Origin of the sequence: Nostoc sp., assembly GCF_036919575.1 — a bacterium.
In the GTDB taxonomy this organism is placed as follows: Bacteria; Cyanobacteriota; Cyanobacteriia; order Cyanobacteriales; family Nostocaceae; genus Nostoc.
The window spans coordinates 1-14,223 of the sequence record NZ_JBALBY010000019.1; the positions used below are offsets into that span (position 1 = coordinate 1).

Consider the following 14,223-nt stretch of genomic DNA (forward strand, 5'->3'; position numbering starts at 1 on the left):
TATTTTATTTATCATCCCATCAATTTTTACAATTATCTATGTCATTTTTAAATCTTCCTTAGTTTTTATTAGTAAATAAGATGCGTTTGCCCTGAACTGCGATCGAACCAACTCCACCTGCACCCGCATGGATGAGAACTGTTTCACCAACTTGTAGCTTGCCCCGAGTCACTAGACAATCCCAAGCAGTCCCGCCTGCAAGCGGAAAAGAAGCTGCTTCAATGTGCGATAGATTTGCAGGCTTTAATGCAACAATCGCTGCATCAGCCACATGATACTGAGCGTAGCTACCGGATTCTCCAAAAACTTGCGGCGAGTAATACACATTGTCTCCCACCTTGAAATCGGTCACGGCTTCGCCAATTGCCTCAATCACTCCTGAAACATCGACTCCAAGGATGGCGGGTAATCGAACCCGTTCCTTGTAATCACCACGACGAGTTTGGTAATCGATCGGGTTAATCGAAGTTGCACAAACTCTGACTAACACCTGATTCGCTTTCAGTGTTGGTGTGGGAACAGTTTGAATCTCAAACTTCTCAGCATCACCAAACGCAGTTAATACGGCTGCCTTCATAGATTCCATCTGTGCCAACTCTTTTTGATTGAGAATAAACAGTGACGGGATTTCGATACCACTTAGCGTAAGTAACTCCCTAACTTCGCAATGACCCCGTTGCGGCTTGTGCAAAACTCACGGAACAATTGCAGTAACGCGGATTTCAATACGCATCGTTGGAAGTCTAAGTGCCGCGACTCCTACTTGTGTCCAAATTGGGGCGTGGTTGGGCATATAATGGCGATATAGCCTAACCATCACATCATTAACCTCCGGGGGAAACCCGCCAACGTGGTAAGAATTGACGTGGACAACATGCTCCCAACTAGCACCGGCAGTCGCCAAGGTTCGCTCTACGTTCCGAAACGCCTGAGCAATCTCGTCCGTGAGCAATTCGGGAATTTGCAGATCGTCATCCCAGCCGCCTTGTCCTGATGTCTCCACTCGATCGCCAGTTTTTACCGCTTGCGAGTAATGCAATCCATTCAGTAGGCGTTCTCCATAACCGGGGGTGACAAAAAACTCGATCTTATTCATTGTGTTCCTCTGTTCAGTACGATTGTCGATAGGGGTTTCTAAATCCTTAGTTTTGGCGCTGGAGGGAACCCACACTATGGTCAGTAAACCACAAACTTTTAAAAGCCAACGTAAAAACAAGGGTTTCAGCCATCGTTAATCAGGAGTATTGACCATTGGTTTTAGAGGGATCTTAGAGCGATGTCTACGACGGGCTATTCGGCGTCGCTTGAAGATGACTAGGGTGATCGTCTGAAATGCTCAACAAAACGTTGTTTTGTGATATCCCTAGCTTTGGCTGAAATGTTTGCTTGGTAAAGCTTCTAAAAAACTTTTTGGTTTACTGATGGTGAGTGCTGCGGCAGCAACGTACACTCTCTGTTCAGGCTATCCGCTCTAGTGTCCCAACGCGCCTAAAGGACGCAGCGAGCGCCGTCTGCGGGGATTTTGAGGCCGATGAGGTAGTCCGCGACGATGTTGTTGACACAGGCATTGCCGGCGGTGAGGGCTACACCGTGCTGTTCGCCCTCGACGGTCAGCAGGCTCGCGCCGAGCGTCTTGGCGAGGCTGATGCCGCCCTCGTGCGGGGTGGCCGGATCGCGGGTGACCGACACGACCAAGGTTTTCGGGAGTCCTTTGATGTTCTGGGCGTAGGGGTAACCGACGGTGGGTTTCACGCGCCAATGCTCACAGAGGTCGCGGGCGTTGACGGGCCGGCCAGTGTTCAGAAACGGTGCGACCTTGAAAATGTCGCGCGTCATCGCGCTCTCCTGCTCGGGCGTGTGGCGTTCTTCGTCGAGGCAGTTAATGGCCAGCAGGGACTCGTAGCCATTGCCGTAGCTACCGTCGGCACTGCGCTGGCTGAGGATGTCGCGCAAGAACAGCAGGGTTTTACCGCTTCCGGCCTTGAGTTCGGTGATGGCTTGGATCACCGCACGCCAGCCCGTCTCGCCGTAAAGCCCAGTGGTCACGCCGTCTATTACGGCGGTGTAAGTGACCTTGCGTCCGTCTGCGGTGATGATCGGTTTGTCGATCAGTGGCCGCACGATCTGCTGGAAGGCGGCGGTGGCTTGCTTGGGATCAGTTCCTAACGGGCAGCTCGGAGTCTTGGCGCAGAAGGCCGCCATGTTGTCAAAGGCACGCTGGAAACCCGCGAACAGAATGAGCCGACGCGCGGTGGTGCCGATGGTTGGATCGAGCGCACCGTCGAGCACCATGGCCCGCACGTTTTGAGGGAAGGTTTCGGCGTAGATCGCCCCAAGCCGGGTACCGTAGCTGACGCCGAGAAAGTTAAGCTTGTCGTCACCGAGCACCGCGCGGAGTACGTCCATGTCGCGCACCACATCGCGGGTGCCGACGTGAGCCAGCACGTCCTCACCGCCGGAACGCTCGGCGCATTTTTGGTAGAACTGACGGGTCTGGTCGTCGGTGTAGTCCTTGCCCCCGGAGTTGATCGAGTTGACAAGCTTGTCGGCCTCTCGTTCGGCATTGGTGAAGCAGTCTAGGGCTGGTGTCGAGGCCCCAACCCCGCGTGGGTCGAACCCGATCAGGTCAAACTGCTTGGTGATGGGACTGTCGGCCGAGTCCTTTGCCACCGTGGCCGCGTAGCTCATCCCGGAGAAGCCGGGGCCGCCTGGGTTGAGTAGCAGGGAGCCGATTCGTTTGCTCGGCTTGCCCTTCGCCGATACACGCAGCAGTGCAATCTGCGCGGTTCGCCCGCGGGGGTTCTGGTAGTCGAGCGGCACCTCAAGCCGGGCGCATTTGAAGGTGTCGTTGGCGAAGGTCTTAGCGTCGTCATCCGTGGTGGCGTAGCCTTTGCACGAGCCGAAGGTCAGCTTCTGGTTGTAGAAGCGTTCCAGCTCCGCAGGGACTTTTACTCCTGGCTTTGACGGGTGACCGAGTGTGGGCTGTCCGCAGGCACTAAGAACTAGTATCACCGCCCCAATCATTAGCGAGCTTCCGACGTGGGTCTTGCTAGCAAGCAGGGTTCTCCTCCTAGCGGGAACTGTTAGCCCTGAGTCGTGTGTGGGTAGGTCACGATCTCTCTTGTGGTTAGAAGAAATGTGAGACATGGGATAAACTCCTTTACGTCGTAATTATTTGTAAAACGCTGTAGGCTCTTCACAAAGCGAAAAATCCTTAGCCAGAATGGGTTAGCGCAGCATAACCCATCCTCCGTTTAATCCAGCCTACCTACTTAACTCCGCAGCGAGATAGATTGATCGAACAACCCAAAACCACTGATTAGAGATTAGAGGGTTGTCCAGTAATGTAGCTAGCAGCGTCAGAGCAGAGAAAGACAACTGCTTGAGCGACTTATCCTGCCCTCACGCTCTTTCCCCAATGCGACGATCATTTCGCCTACTTCACCTTCAGCCCCGTCCAGTGAGCGGCAAAAGCCCACATATCCGCCGTTTCCTCGATGATCTTGTCGGTGGGCTTACCCGCGCCATGACCCGCGCGTGTCTCGATGCGGACGAGGTGCGGCTTGGGTCCGATATCCGCCGCCTGGAGCGCGGCGACATATTTGAAGCTGTGTCCTGGCACCACGCGATCGTCCGTGTCGGCAGTGGTGGCGAGGATCGCCGGATATGCCTTGCCAGATTGGATGTTGTGATAAGGCGAGTATTTAAAGAGGTTACGGAAATCCGCTTCCCGTGCCGGAGACCCATATTCGTCTACCCATAATTTTCCGGCTGTGAACTTGTCGAAGCGGAGCATGTCCATGACACCAACTTGGGGCAGCGCGGCGGCGAACAAATCCGGTCGCTGATTGACCACCGCGCCGATCAAGAGTCCGCCATTCGATGCGCCCTGAATGGCTAGTCCGTCTTGTGACGTGATGCCCTGCGCCTTCAGATACTCGCCTGCGGCGATGAAATCATCGAAGCCGTTCTGCTTGTTCTGACGACGGCCCGCGTCGTGCCATGCCTTGCCATATTCGTTGCCCCCGCGAATATGGGCGATCGCAAACACCCCGCCCTGTTCGACCCACGCCAGCCGCTCGGACGAGAAGGCGGGAGGCTCACTGAGGTTAAAGCCTCCATAGGCATGGAGCAGGGTCGGTGCCGGGCCGGTCACATCTTTACGCCGGACGATAAACATCGGGATACGGGTGCCATCCTTCGACTTGTAGAAACGCTGTTCGACCGCGATACGGTTGAGATCGATCGCCACCTTTGCCTCGCTCCAGACGCGCGCCGTGTTGCTGACGACATCGTATCGATAGATGATGCCTGGGGCATTGTAGCTGGTGAAGCCGAAGAAGGTTTCCTTGTCGTCTTGGTCGCCCTCAAAGCCGACCGCAGTACCGATACCCGGCAGCTTCACAACGCCGTCAGCCTTGCCTTTGAGGGTATAGCGTCGAACCTCCGTCTTCACGTCAACCAGATAAGAGATCAGCAACCGTCCGCCGGCCAGCGACGCTTTGTTCAGAACCGCGTCCTGCTCCGGCACCACATCTCTAACCACCGGATCGGCGGCGGCGATGTCCATCGTCACCACCTTGAGGCGGGGCGCATCCTTGTTGGTTTGGAAGAAGAACTTAGTCCCCACATTGCCAACGATCTCCCATGAATTATCGAGATTATCGACCAGCTTGCGGGGTTTCCAGTCGGCGCTCTGGAGATCCACCACGGTCAGTGTGTTGCCTGGTGTACCGGGGCTGGAAAAGATCGCGACATAACGCCCATCTTTGGTGATGCTCAAGCTATGCAGCATGGTCGGCTGATCCGGAGTTACATAGACCAGCCGATCCTGTGTCTGGGGCGTACCGATCGCGTGAAAATAGAGGGCATGATTTTCTACGTTTGCCTGGGACGCTGCGCCCTGCTTCGGTTCAGGGAAACGAGCGTAGAAAAAGCCAGACCCGTCCTTAGCCCACTCGATGGTGGTGAACCTCGCCCATTTGATCTCATCGCCCAGCACCTTGCCCGTGTTTACGTCCAGCACCCGAATCGTGCGCCAGTCCATGCCGCCATCCTGCACTGCATAGGCCAGACGCGTGCCATCGTCGGAAGCCGACCATTCGGCAAGCGCAGTCGCCCCGTCCTTTGCCCAAGTGTTGGGATCGATCAGCACGCGCCCTGCGCCATCCACGCTGTCGCGGACATAGAGAACCCGCTGGCTCTGAACACCGGAGTTACGGAAGTACAAATACCGTCCGCCCTTTTTGACCGGAATGCTGAACCGCTCATAGTTGTACAACTGCTTCAGCCGATTCTTGAAGATATCTCGACCCGGCAGCGTATCGAGATAAGCATTGGTGACTTTGTTCTGCGATTCGACCCAAGCGGCGACTTCCTTATCGCTGCGAACGTCGTTTTCCAGCCAGCGATAGGGGTCGGCGATTGTCTGCCCAAAAGGTTTCTCGACGACATCGCCCCGCTTGGTTTCGGGATAGGCGATCGTCGGTATGGTTGCTGCGGAATCCGAGCAGGCGGAAACGAAATAGGTGGCAAAAAACAGCGGGAGAGCGAGAAGGGCTGCGCAGCGCATCGGTGTTTTTCGAGATGAAGGTCGAAATCCAAAGAAGTCGAATTCTAGTACTTCTTGTCGTGATTTTACATTTTTGATCATGTCACTTACCCATGTATGGTTTGTTGAGTGAGTGGTCAGACGAGCGATCGCACCCGCTTGGCTGGAACTTTTGATCGAACTTCTCGGATGTCAAAGTCATTTGTTTCCCTCTAATTGATCAATGTTCGGGTGGTGGGGGCACTAACTCCATTTCCTACTTCGCTGCGACGGCAGCAATGCTATCGATGCCCATGTGCCCGCAGAGGTGAGCTTGGACAGATCCTCGAAGCAGTGCTGTTCTCTTAAGTTAGTGTTGCGGTTCTTCTAACTGAGTTGAATGCCTACCAAGTTTGACCGCCGGTGGCGAGAATCCGTTGTCCGGTCAGCCAGTGGGAGTCATCAGAGGCGAGGAAGACAGCGATCGGGCCGATATCTTCCGGCTGCCCGACTCGTCCCAGGGGTGTGCTCTTGATCGCCATGTCGTAGACGTCGCCTTCGAGAAACCCAAGCTGGCCTTCCGTTGCCACGAAGCCTGGATTGAGGCTATTGACACGGATCTTGCGAGAGCCGAACTCCTTAGAAAGGGAAACTGTAAGAGAGTCAACCGCAGCTTTGGTGGCGGAGTAAATGGCGCTATTGGGGGGCGGCATCGAGCCGACGGCAGAACCAATGTTAATCACGGAGCCACCCTCAGTCCCCATAAGTGGGATGGCTTCCTTAATCGCCAGGAGAAGACCAAGTACATTGAGGTTAAACTGGCGGTAGAATTCTTCTGGTGTAACCTGCTCGATGGCACCGAAACTGTAAACACCAGCGTTGTTGACGAGAATGTCAAGCTTGCCGTGCGTTTGCTTGATTTGGGCGAAGGTGCGAGTAATGTCTTCCAACTTCGAGAAGTCACCCTGGATGGCTGTGGCTTTGCCGCCGTCAGCCGTAATGTCCGCAACGATTTTATCGGCACCGGACTGGCTAGTGGCGTAGTTGACGATTACTGTGGCACCAGCGGCTCCGAGGTGCTTGGCGATCGAGGCACCAATGCCCTTAGATGCTCCAGTGACCAGTGCAATCTTGTTTGCAAGCTTGCTTGGGGTTGTCTTGCTCCTGGATGGATCGTCGATCACTGCTGGCGGGGAAAGTATTTGTACGGGTGAAATAGTCATGTTTCCTCTTTTTTTAATCGGTGAAGTGATACTAAGTGGTGGCATTGCGAAAGTTGTTGCGTCTATCAAATCACAGTGCCAACCCAGTCAGTAGTTTGTTGAAAGTTTGCAAAAGCCTGATTTAATTCAGACTTTGTTCGAGTCAGACCAATAGAGGGTATTAACTGAAAGCTCGGTGCGATTTTGCTAAAGCGCTACGGGTAACTTCGCTCTTTGCAGATAAATTAGTAAATTATTTCCCTTCTTACTGAAGACTATCAGGTTTAACCAAGTCATATCACTTCTCGTCACTATTTCACTGTCAAGATATGCCTATGGGAATAGGAAGATTAAATAGTATCTTAACTCAACGAACTGGAGTGGTCTAATTTGAATTAAAGTTGAAGAATGAAGAAAACAAGCCGCTGAACTGACTCGAACAAAGTCTGTAAATCAAGTAAGACTTTTGCAAATAATCAACAAATAAGTAAGGATTTTAGACTACGAAAATCATGTTTCAATTCGAGAAATAACTTAGTGCATTAGCACTTTTAACGATTACTTCGGTTGGTGGAACTATGTTAACCGTTGCAAATGTATTTGCTCAAACTCAACCATCAGGAGTTGTAAAAGATGTAACTCTGTGGGCTGCGGATTTAATTAAAGACCAAGGTTGCGTTTTACAACTTTGAAAACAGCATATTTAACCCTTCGGTCATCGTGGGATGAGTCAAAACGCCATCACGCAGAACGGTGTAAGGCATCTGAGCTTGCATCACCATCTGCACCGTCGAAATCACTTCTCCCGCTTCATGACACAACAGGGAACACCCTAAAATCCGACCTGTCTTGGTATCCACGATCGCCTTCATCAGTCCATCAGTTTGACCAAGAGTTTTTGCTCTAGGAATCGCTGAGGCATCCAGTTTTGCCACGCGGATGGCATACCCTTGTTGCTGTGCTTCGGTTTCGGTCAGACCCACATGAGCCAGTTCGGGATCAATGAACAGACAGGATGGAACCAAGCGATCGCGCGTGCTGCGGTTGCCGCCATCAATCAGATTTGCTTTGACAATACGGTAATCGTCAAGCGAGACATGGGTATATTGCAGTCCTCCATTGATGTCGCCTAACGCCCAAATCCCCGGTATGTTGGTTTCCAGGCGATCATTGACTACAATAAACCCGTGGGCATCAGTTGCCACACCAGCGGCGGCTAAATTTAAGCTATCAGTGGTTGGCGCACGGCCGATAGCGACGAGCAAATGTGAACCTTGGAGGCTAAGGGAGCGATCGGCAACCTGGAGCTGAAGGATAGTCGCATTGTCAACGCGATCTACTCTCAATACATTTGCCTTTATCTTTTATCCGATATAAACTACGATTAATACCACTTTCCTCCAGACACAAGACTTTGTGACTTACACCATAAGCTGTCCGCGACGGACAGCTTATGGTTGAAAATGGAGCTTTAAAACCTGCTCTTTTTGGGCTTTAATACGTAAATTTAGTAGTTTCAAGTTTTTCAAGCTGCAAAAATATAGATATTTTCGGTCAGTTTATGCTTTATTTTTCAACTTTCGGCCACGTTATGGTTTCAAAACCTATATTCGCAGAGCGATGGCTTCGCCCGCCGCAGGCATCGCACTACGACAAATCAAGTATTTCAGCCTTCCTTGCGGACAGTTTATGGTTGAAAAAACGGTCACTTTATGGTGTAAGTCACAGACTTTCACCAATATGCGATCGCGGAGGGAGCATATTGGCAACGAGAATAGAAACTATTACGCTGCCGATAAATTTTGCTTGTCTTTGGTATCGCCTTTGATGCGTAATCCAAGCGATAACCATTTACAGGGTGCTAACTTCTAGTTACAGTTAGCCGTAAATTATTATAGGCACAATGCAACTGTAACTTTGACTTGGTGCAAAGTATAGTTTACAAAAATTGCTCAGGCGGTTGCTTTAGTTCCGGTTTAATTCGAGAAGCTATCCACGCGCAGATCCCGCCAGACATCAGAAATCTGCCAGCCAGAGTTGCCAACAGACTGTACTGGAGGATTGTCAAGGAATGGAATATAGTCAGGAACGAATGGCTCTGAAATCGCTACTGCTTCCTCCTCAGCCACAGGGACTGAAGAATCGACAGTGTTAGCTTCTTGAAGTTGGTCTTCTGCTTCTTCGATTAACTTCATCTGTCTCAGGGTAAGCTTGTCGGATTTTTTGATGATTTTTTTTGTATCTATATCATTAGAAGTTTTCATTGGCTTAAAATTTGGATGGGTAAACTTGGGAGAAGATGGGTATTAATAATTGCACAGAATTAACAAGGTACACCAAATCTATGGAAAATACGAGTCCCTTGTTGAGGAATTTATTAATTGGACATAAATATCTTTTTCGGGCAGATGCCCTAGCATAAGTAGGTGGGTGGGAAAATTTATAAGTATGTCATTGCGAGTGAAACGGAGTGTAACGAAGCAATCACAAGGACTTTGGCGGTTTTACATTTTGTTACATAGTTAGGTTAATTTGTGCCTACCTACTTAATCTAGTTGCACAGATGCCTTAAAGCGATCGCTTCTTTCGTTATGACTGTACCTCAAGATTGTTTTGCGGTTTTGACTCCTAATAAGCAGATAATGAAGGGTTAAGAGTTATCGCTGTGGAGGAACAGCGTTGAGAAACTTATCAGGTGATAAAGGCACAATCTTAGTAGTTGATGACGAAGCTAGCATCCGCCGAATTTTACAGACGCGTCTAGAAATGATTGGCTACAGTGTAGTTACAGCTAGTGATGGTGAAGAAGCTTTGTCAGCTTTTCGCCTTTTGACCCCTGATTTAATAGTTCTGGATGTGATGATGCCAAAACTAGATGGTTATGGTGTCTGTCAAGAATTACGGAAACAATCAGACGTACCAATTATCATGCTCACAGCCTTGGCAGATGTAGCAGACCGAATCACTGGGCTAGAACTCGGTGCTGATGACTACATGACGAAACCTTTCTCACCCAAGGAACTGGAAGCTCGAATTGCCTGCGTACTAAAGCGGCGCTCCCACAAAACCAGTATTGTTACTATTCATAACTCTGGAATAATCCATGTGGGCAATCTCAAAATCGATATAAATAAACGGCAAGTCCACAAAAATGAGCAACGCATTCGGTTAACAGGTATAGAATTTAGCTTATTAGAGTTGTTAGTGAATCATTCAGGAAAGATTTTTTCGCGGTTAGAAATATTACAGCAATTGTGGGGCTTTGTACCAGAGATGAATACAGACACCCGTGTGGTAGATGTGCATATTTCACGATTGCGGACAAAGGTAGAATCCGACGCCAACGACCCAGAATTCATTATTACAGCAAGAGGTAGCGGTTATTTTTTCCCACGAATTATTGATTCAGAGCAGGAATAATAGAAAAATATGAGTAAGCTCATCTTAATTACAGGCATAAGTAAAGGTCTAGGTTATGCGATGACCGAGGGTTTTATTAAAGAGGGGCATACTGTTATTGGTTGCGCTCGTTCATCAGATGCTATTGATAAAATACGCCAGAAATTTAGTGCGCCCAATGATTTCACATCTGTAGACGTGGCAAATGAACAGCTTGTTAAAAAATGGGCACTAGACGTACTTCAAAAATATGAACCGCCAGATATAGTAATTAATAATGCGGCAATTACCAATTATCCAGCACCTTTGTGGGAAATACCATCTGAAGAATTTTCGGATCTTATAGATATCAATATAAAAGGAGTAGCGAATATAATTCGCCATTTCGTACCAGCAATGGTGAAAAAGAAACGGGGTATTATTGTTAACTTTAGTTCTGGCTGGGGACGTTCCACTTCAGCCCAAGTTGCACCATACTGCGCTTCCAAGTGGGCAATCGAAGGATTAACTCGTTCTTTGGCACAAGAATTGCCAACTGGTATGGCTGCCATACCCCTTAATCCAGGGATTATTCATACTGATATGCTCTCTATTAGCTTTGGAGAAGAAGCTGCTAATTATACACCAGTGTCCGATTGGGTATTGAAAGCTGTTCCATTTATTCTCAAGTTAAAACCCAAAGATAACGGGATTTCCTTAACCATTTCATGAAATTGGTCATGCGTGAATTGTTTTGACTGTATATTAACCAATGCAATAGCGATGTCTACGACGGGCTGCGCCTACGCAATTGGCTCAATGTGGTTCAGTTAAGGAAGTTCCTCTGTGAAGGAAAGGGAACAGTTACGAAGAAACAGGCTGATCTAAACTGTATTGGTTTATCGCCCAGAGGCACAGGAAATTAGTAAAATTTTTCAATCATTACGTTTTCAGCAGGAAAAAGCATTTGAACCAAAGTCTACCTATAGCACCAAGCCGAAAACTGAAGATTACGATCCTAACAGTAGGTTCAAGGGGAGACTTGCAACCATACTGCGCTTTGGCTATTGGTTTAAGACGTGCAGGGCATCAGGTAACAGTTGCAACACACGAAAACTTTGCATCTTTTGTGAGGCAGTTTGATTTAAAGTTTGCACCGATCGCTGGCAATATGCAAGAGTTTCTGCAATCCAAACTCCTTCAGGGATTGATTGCGGGAGAAAAGTTGAAAAAAGAAGAGGCAGATAAACTTTTGCTTCAACAGTTGCAGTCGGCTTGGAGTGCGTGTGTTGGAAGTGAGCTGTTGAAGCATTTCATCGGCATTTGGGTTTGATTGGGTGAGAAATCCCAGACAATTAAAATACATCATCACTGACATCTATAAGTTGTGCTTCTCTCAATTGTAATCGTTGCCATTAGGAGCAGACAGTTGAATCACCTCAGTAAAACGTGAATACTTAACCGCATCGGTAGGGGGATAATCTGCTGACACTGCAATTAACCCAATTTTGATATCCTCAAAATAAATCACACCCCCAATACGTCCTTCGATTTGGAAAGGTCCATGAAATAAACGATAGTTTGGAATGTAGATCAGGAAAAAGCCAGTAATCTTGATTGGCCTGCCAAACATCTGCTGACAAGTTTTTTGGAGGACAGCATCTAGGTATTGATTATTGGCAGGTTCACCCAGGTCAGTAAATTCTGGATGATCCGCAAAATGATCCATATAAAATGACCAGATATGGGACAAGTCTGCAACGTCCGTCAGTTTTTGCTTAAGTGACTGTAATCGGTCGATATTCATATTGTGGATATTGAGGAGATGGGGCAAACAGACAGTACTGTTAAAAAATTATCAATTATTTTTGCGTTAATGGGGGGTAAAGAATTGTCACCAAAGGGTTCTACTAAATGGTGAGGGACTTAGAACGAGAGACTAGTGCTAGTGTACTATAATATTTGTAGTTTAGGATTTTATTTGCTTGGAAATAGTGTGTGAAAAGCGAGACTGTTTGTGGTGGAGCTACCCTTGGGACAAGAATCTGTCGCTAGAACCAGGAAAATAATTCATGTTGATATGGATGCCTTCTACGCATCGGTAGAGCAGAGGGATAACTCTAGCTACCGAGGCAAACCGTTAGTAGTCGGTGGCAGTCCGAATCAACGAGGCGTGGTTGCAGCAGCCAGTTATGAAGCCAGAAAATTTGGTATTCACTCCGCGATGCCGTCAGTAACTGCGGGGAGCAAAGATCAAACGTATGGAATGCCGTTGGTTGCGTTGTGTGCCAATCTTTCATGGGAATTTATATTTTCTTTTATTCATCCTCATCAGCCACCACAACTTCAAATCAATATTGTGTGGTTGATGCTTGATTTAATTATCTTGTATGAATTTTTCAAGTTTGGGCAATCTGAGTTGAAGCATATACCAAATAAATTATTTTATCCAGTGTTTATATTAACTTTATTTACTAGCTTTTGCTGAGTATGTCTTGGAGTGCTTGCTATGAAATGCCATCTGCGGCTTTAATTAAATCAGCTGCTTTTTCGCCAATCATAATAATGGGCGCGTTTGTGTTGCCCCTGACCAGAGTTGGCATGATCGATGCATCCGCAACCCGCAATCCCTTAACCCCATATACTCGCAGTTCGGGGTCTACCACTGCCATTGGGTCAGTGCCCATTTTGCAAGTGCCAGCCGGATGATGTCCCGTACTACAAGTTTCCCGGATGTAAGCAACGAGCGCTGCATCGCTATTCACACTTTCCCCTGGAGCAATTTCCTTACCACCAAACTCATCAAAACCACAGAACTGAAACAATTGCCGCATTAATCGAATTCCAGCAACGAGCTTTTGCACATCAGCTTCACTTTGCAAATAGTTCATCCGCAGAACTGGAGGGTCTTTGGGGTCAGATGAGCGCAAACTGACACTGCCAAAGTTTTGGAAATGAGTCAAAGATACTACACCCGTGAATCCCCAATCAGGGCGAACATAGCCAGGCGGTAAATATATATCGGGACCGAAGAAGAACTGGACATCGGGTGCAGCCTCCAGATTGCCCTCGCTATGTAAAAACAGTCCGGCTTCAGACACATTGCTGGTGATGGCAGGGTATACCTCTTGAGTCGTCTGTTGGACTATTGTCAAGATAAGGTGGTCTTGCAGGTTTTGACCAACTCCTGGCAAATCAGCCACGACAGAAATTCCTAGTCCTTGTAGGTATTCTGAATTGCCAATGCCGCTTTGCAGCAGCAACTTGGGTGACTCGAACGCGCCCGCACTTAAAATTACTTCCTGGTTGACCCTGACCTGATGCAGTGTTCCCTCGTGCAGATATTCCACTCCAACAGCGCGAGTTTCCTCAAACAACAAGCGAGTCACCAACGCTCCTGTCGTTATGGTCAAATTAGGACGTTGGAGAATCGGCAAGAGGAAGGCAGCAGCAGCACTGTGCCGAAAACCATCCTTGATTGTCACCTGATAAAGTCCGGCTCCTGACTGCTGCATCCCGTTGAAATCAGGATTGTAGTCGTATCCCATTGCTACACAGGCATCGACAAAGCGTTGGGATACTACAGCAGGGGAAATCAGATCAGTGACGCTCAACTCACCATCAACCCCGTGGTAAGCATTGGCACCACGTTGCTGGTTCTCAGATTTTTTAAAATAGGGCAAAACATCTTGGTACGACCAACCGGGATTTCCTAGTGCCTGCCAGTGGTCATAATCGTGAGGATTGCCCCGGATATAAATCATAAGATTAATTGAACTGCTGCCCCCTAAAACTTTGCCACGGGGACAAAACATTTTGCGATGGTTCAAGTACGGCTCTGGTTCAGAGAAATAGCCCCAGTCCACTTCGGAGCCTTGTAGATTGACACATTTCGGCGGAATATGAATCTCCGGTTTCGTATCCGCATTGCCTGCTTCAAGGAGTAACACAGTTGTATCGCTGTTTTGTGACATTCGGTTGGCGATAACGCAGCCTGCCGAACCCGCACCAATAACAATGTAGTCATACTTAGAATTTAACTTCATCTTGTCAACCTGTGGCTGAAGCATGAAGGGCAGAGATGTACCTATAGTAGGATTATACAAGTTTTAG

General features: G+C 48.5%; 14 protein-coding genes. 5 read left to right on the plus strand and 9 right to left on the minus strand.

All coding sequences use genetic code 11. From position 1 onward, the window contains the following. Positions 1–58 precede the first annotated feature (58 nt). The 6 genes from V7K27_RS06405 to V7K27_RS06430 all read right to left on the minus strand — a co-directional run bounded on the left by V7K27_RS06405 (position 59) and on the right by V7K27_RS06430 (position 8,078). Positions 59–691 carry an alcohol dehydrogenase catalytic domain-containing protein gene (locus V7K27_RS06405; protein WP_334945399.1) on the minus strand — a complete coding sequence of 211 codons (633 nt, stop codon included), beginning with the start codon at positions 689–691 and terminating at the stop codon, positions 59–61. A gap of 3 nt (positions 692–694) precedes the next feature. Then, positions 695–1,096 carry a RidA family protein gene (locus V7K27_RS06410; protein WP_334945401.1) on the minus strand — a complete coding sequence of 134 codons (402 nt, stop codon included), beginning with the start codon at positions 1,094–1,096 and terminating at the stop codon, positions 695–697. A gap of 392 nt (positions 1,097–1,488) precedes the next feature. Continuing rightward, positions 1,489–3,024, minus strand: a complete 1,536-nt coding sequence (locus tag V7K27_RS06415; RefSeq protein ID WP_334945403.1) for an alpha/beta hydrolase — start codon at positions 3,022–3,024, stop codon at positions 1,489–1,491. Positions 3,025–3,436: 412 nt separating this feature from the next. After that, complete coding sequence (locus tag V7K27_RS06420; RefSeq protein WP_334945405.1) at positions 3,437–5,653, minus strand: prolyl oligopeptidase family serine peptidase; 2,217 nt, start codon at positions 5,651–5,653, stop codon at positions 3,437–3,439. Between the two features lie 281 nt (positions 5,654–5,934). Next, entirely contained in the window at positions 5,935–6,753 is an 819-nt protein-coding gene (locus tag V7K27_RS06425) for an SDR family NAD(P)-dependent oxidoreductase (RefSeq protein WP_334945407.1), read from the minus strand. A gap of 659 nt (positions 6,754–7,412) precedes the next feature. Then, entirely contained in the window at positions 7,413–8,078 is a 666-nt protein-coding gene (locus V7K27_RS06430; RefSeq protein ID WP_334945409.1) for an FAD-dependent oxidoreductase, read from the minus strand. A gap of 343 nt (positions 8,079–8,421) precedes the next feature. Between V7K27_RS06430 and V7K27_RS06435 the strand changes: the two genes are divergently transcribed. Next, entirely contained in the window at positions 8,422–8,604 is a 183-nt protein-coding gene (locus tag V7K27_RS06435; RefSeq protein WP_334945411.1) for a hypothetical protein, read from the plus strand. 104 nt (positions 8,605–8,708) lie between these two features. Here V7K27_RS06435 and V7K27_RS06440 read toward each other — a convergent pair whose 3' ends face one another. Beyond that, positions 8,709–8,996 (minus strand): hypothetical protein, encoded by a 288-nt coding sequence (locus tag V7K27_RS06440; RefSeq protein ID WP_292795475.1) that lies wholly within the window; start codon positions 8,994–8,996, stop codon positions 8,709–8,711. Positions 8,997–9,411: 415 nt separating this feature from the next. Between V7K27_RS06440 and rpaB the strand changes: the two genes are divergently transcribed. The 3 genes from rpaB to V7K27_RS06455 all read left to right on the plus strand — a co-directional run bounded on the left by rpaB (position 9,412) and on the right by V7K27_RS06455 (position 11,443). Beyond that, positions 9,412–10,152 (plus strand): response regulator transcription factor RpaB, encoded by a 741-nt coding sequence (rpaB, locus tag V7K27_RS06445; RefSeq protein WP_334945414.1) that lies wholly within the window; start codon positions 9,412–9,414, stop codon positions 10,150–10,152. Positions 10,153–10,161: 9 nt separating this feature from the next. Next, entirely contained in the window at positions 10,162–10,842 is a 681-nt protein-coding gene (locus V7K27_RS06450; protein WP_334945416.1) for an SDR family oxidoreductase, read from the plus strand. 235 nt (positions 10,843–11,077) lie between these two features. After that, on the plus strand, positions 11,078–11,443 hold the full coding sequence (locus V7K27_RS06455) for a glycosyltransferase (RefSeq protein ID WP_334945418.1): 366 nt from the start codon (positions 11,078–11,080) through the stop codon (positions 11,441–11,443). A 63-nt stretch (positions 11,444–11,506) separates the two neighbouring features. Here V7K27_RS06455 and V7K27_RS06460 read toward each other — a convergent pair whose 3' ends face one another. Further along, positions 11,507–11,917: a hypothetical protein gene (locus tag V7K27_RS06460; RefSeq protein WP_334945420.1), complete on the minus strand. Its 411-nt coding sequence runs from the start codon at positions 11,915–11,917 to the stop codon at positions 11,507–11,509. A gap of 210 nt (positions 11,918–12,127) precedes the next feature. Here V7K27_RS06460 and V7K27_RS06465 point away from each other — a divergent pair, with 210 nt between their 5' ends. Then, the gene (locus tag V7K27_RS06465) at positions 12,128–12,598 is read left to right on the plus strand and encodes a transmembrane-type terpene cyclase (protein ID WP_334945422.1); all 471 of its coding nucleotides are present in this window, start codon (positions 12,128–12,130) and stop codon (positions 12,596–12,598) included. A 19-nt stretch (positions 12,599–12,617) separates the two neighbouring features. Here V7K27_RS06465 and V7K27_RS06470 read toward each other — a convergent pair whose 3' ends face one another. Next, complete coding sequence (locus V7K27_RS06470; protein WP_334945424.1) at positions 12,618–14,156, minus strand: GMC family oxidoreductase; 1,539 nt, start codon at positions 14,154–14,156, stop codon at positions 12,618–12,620. Positions 14,157–14,223: the final 67 nt, after the last annotated feature.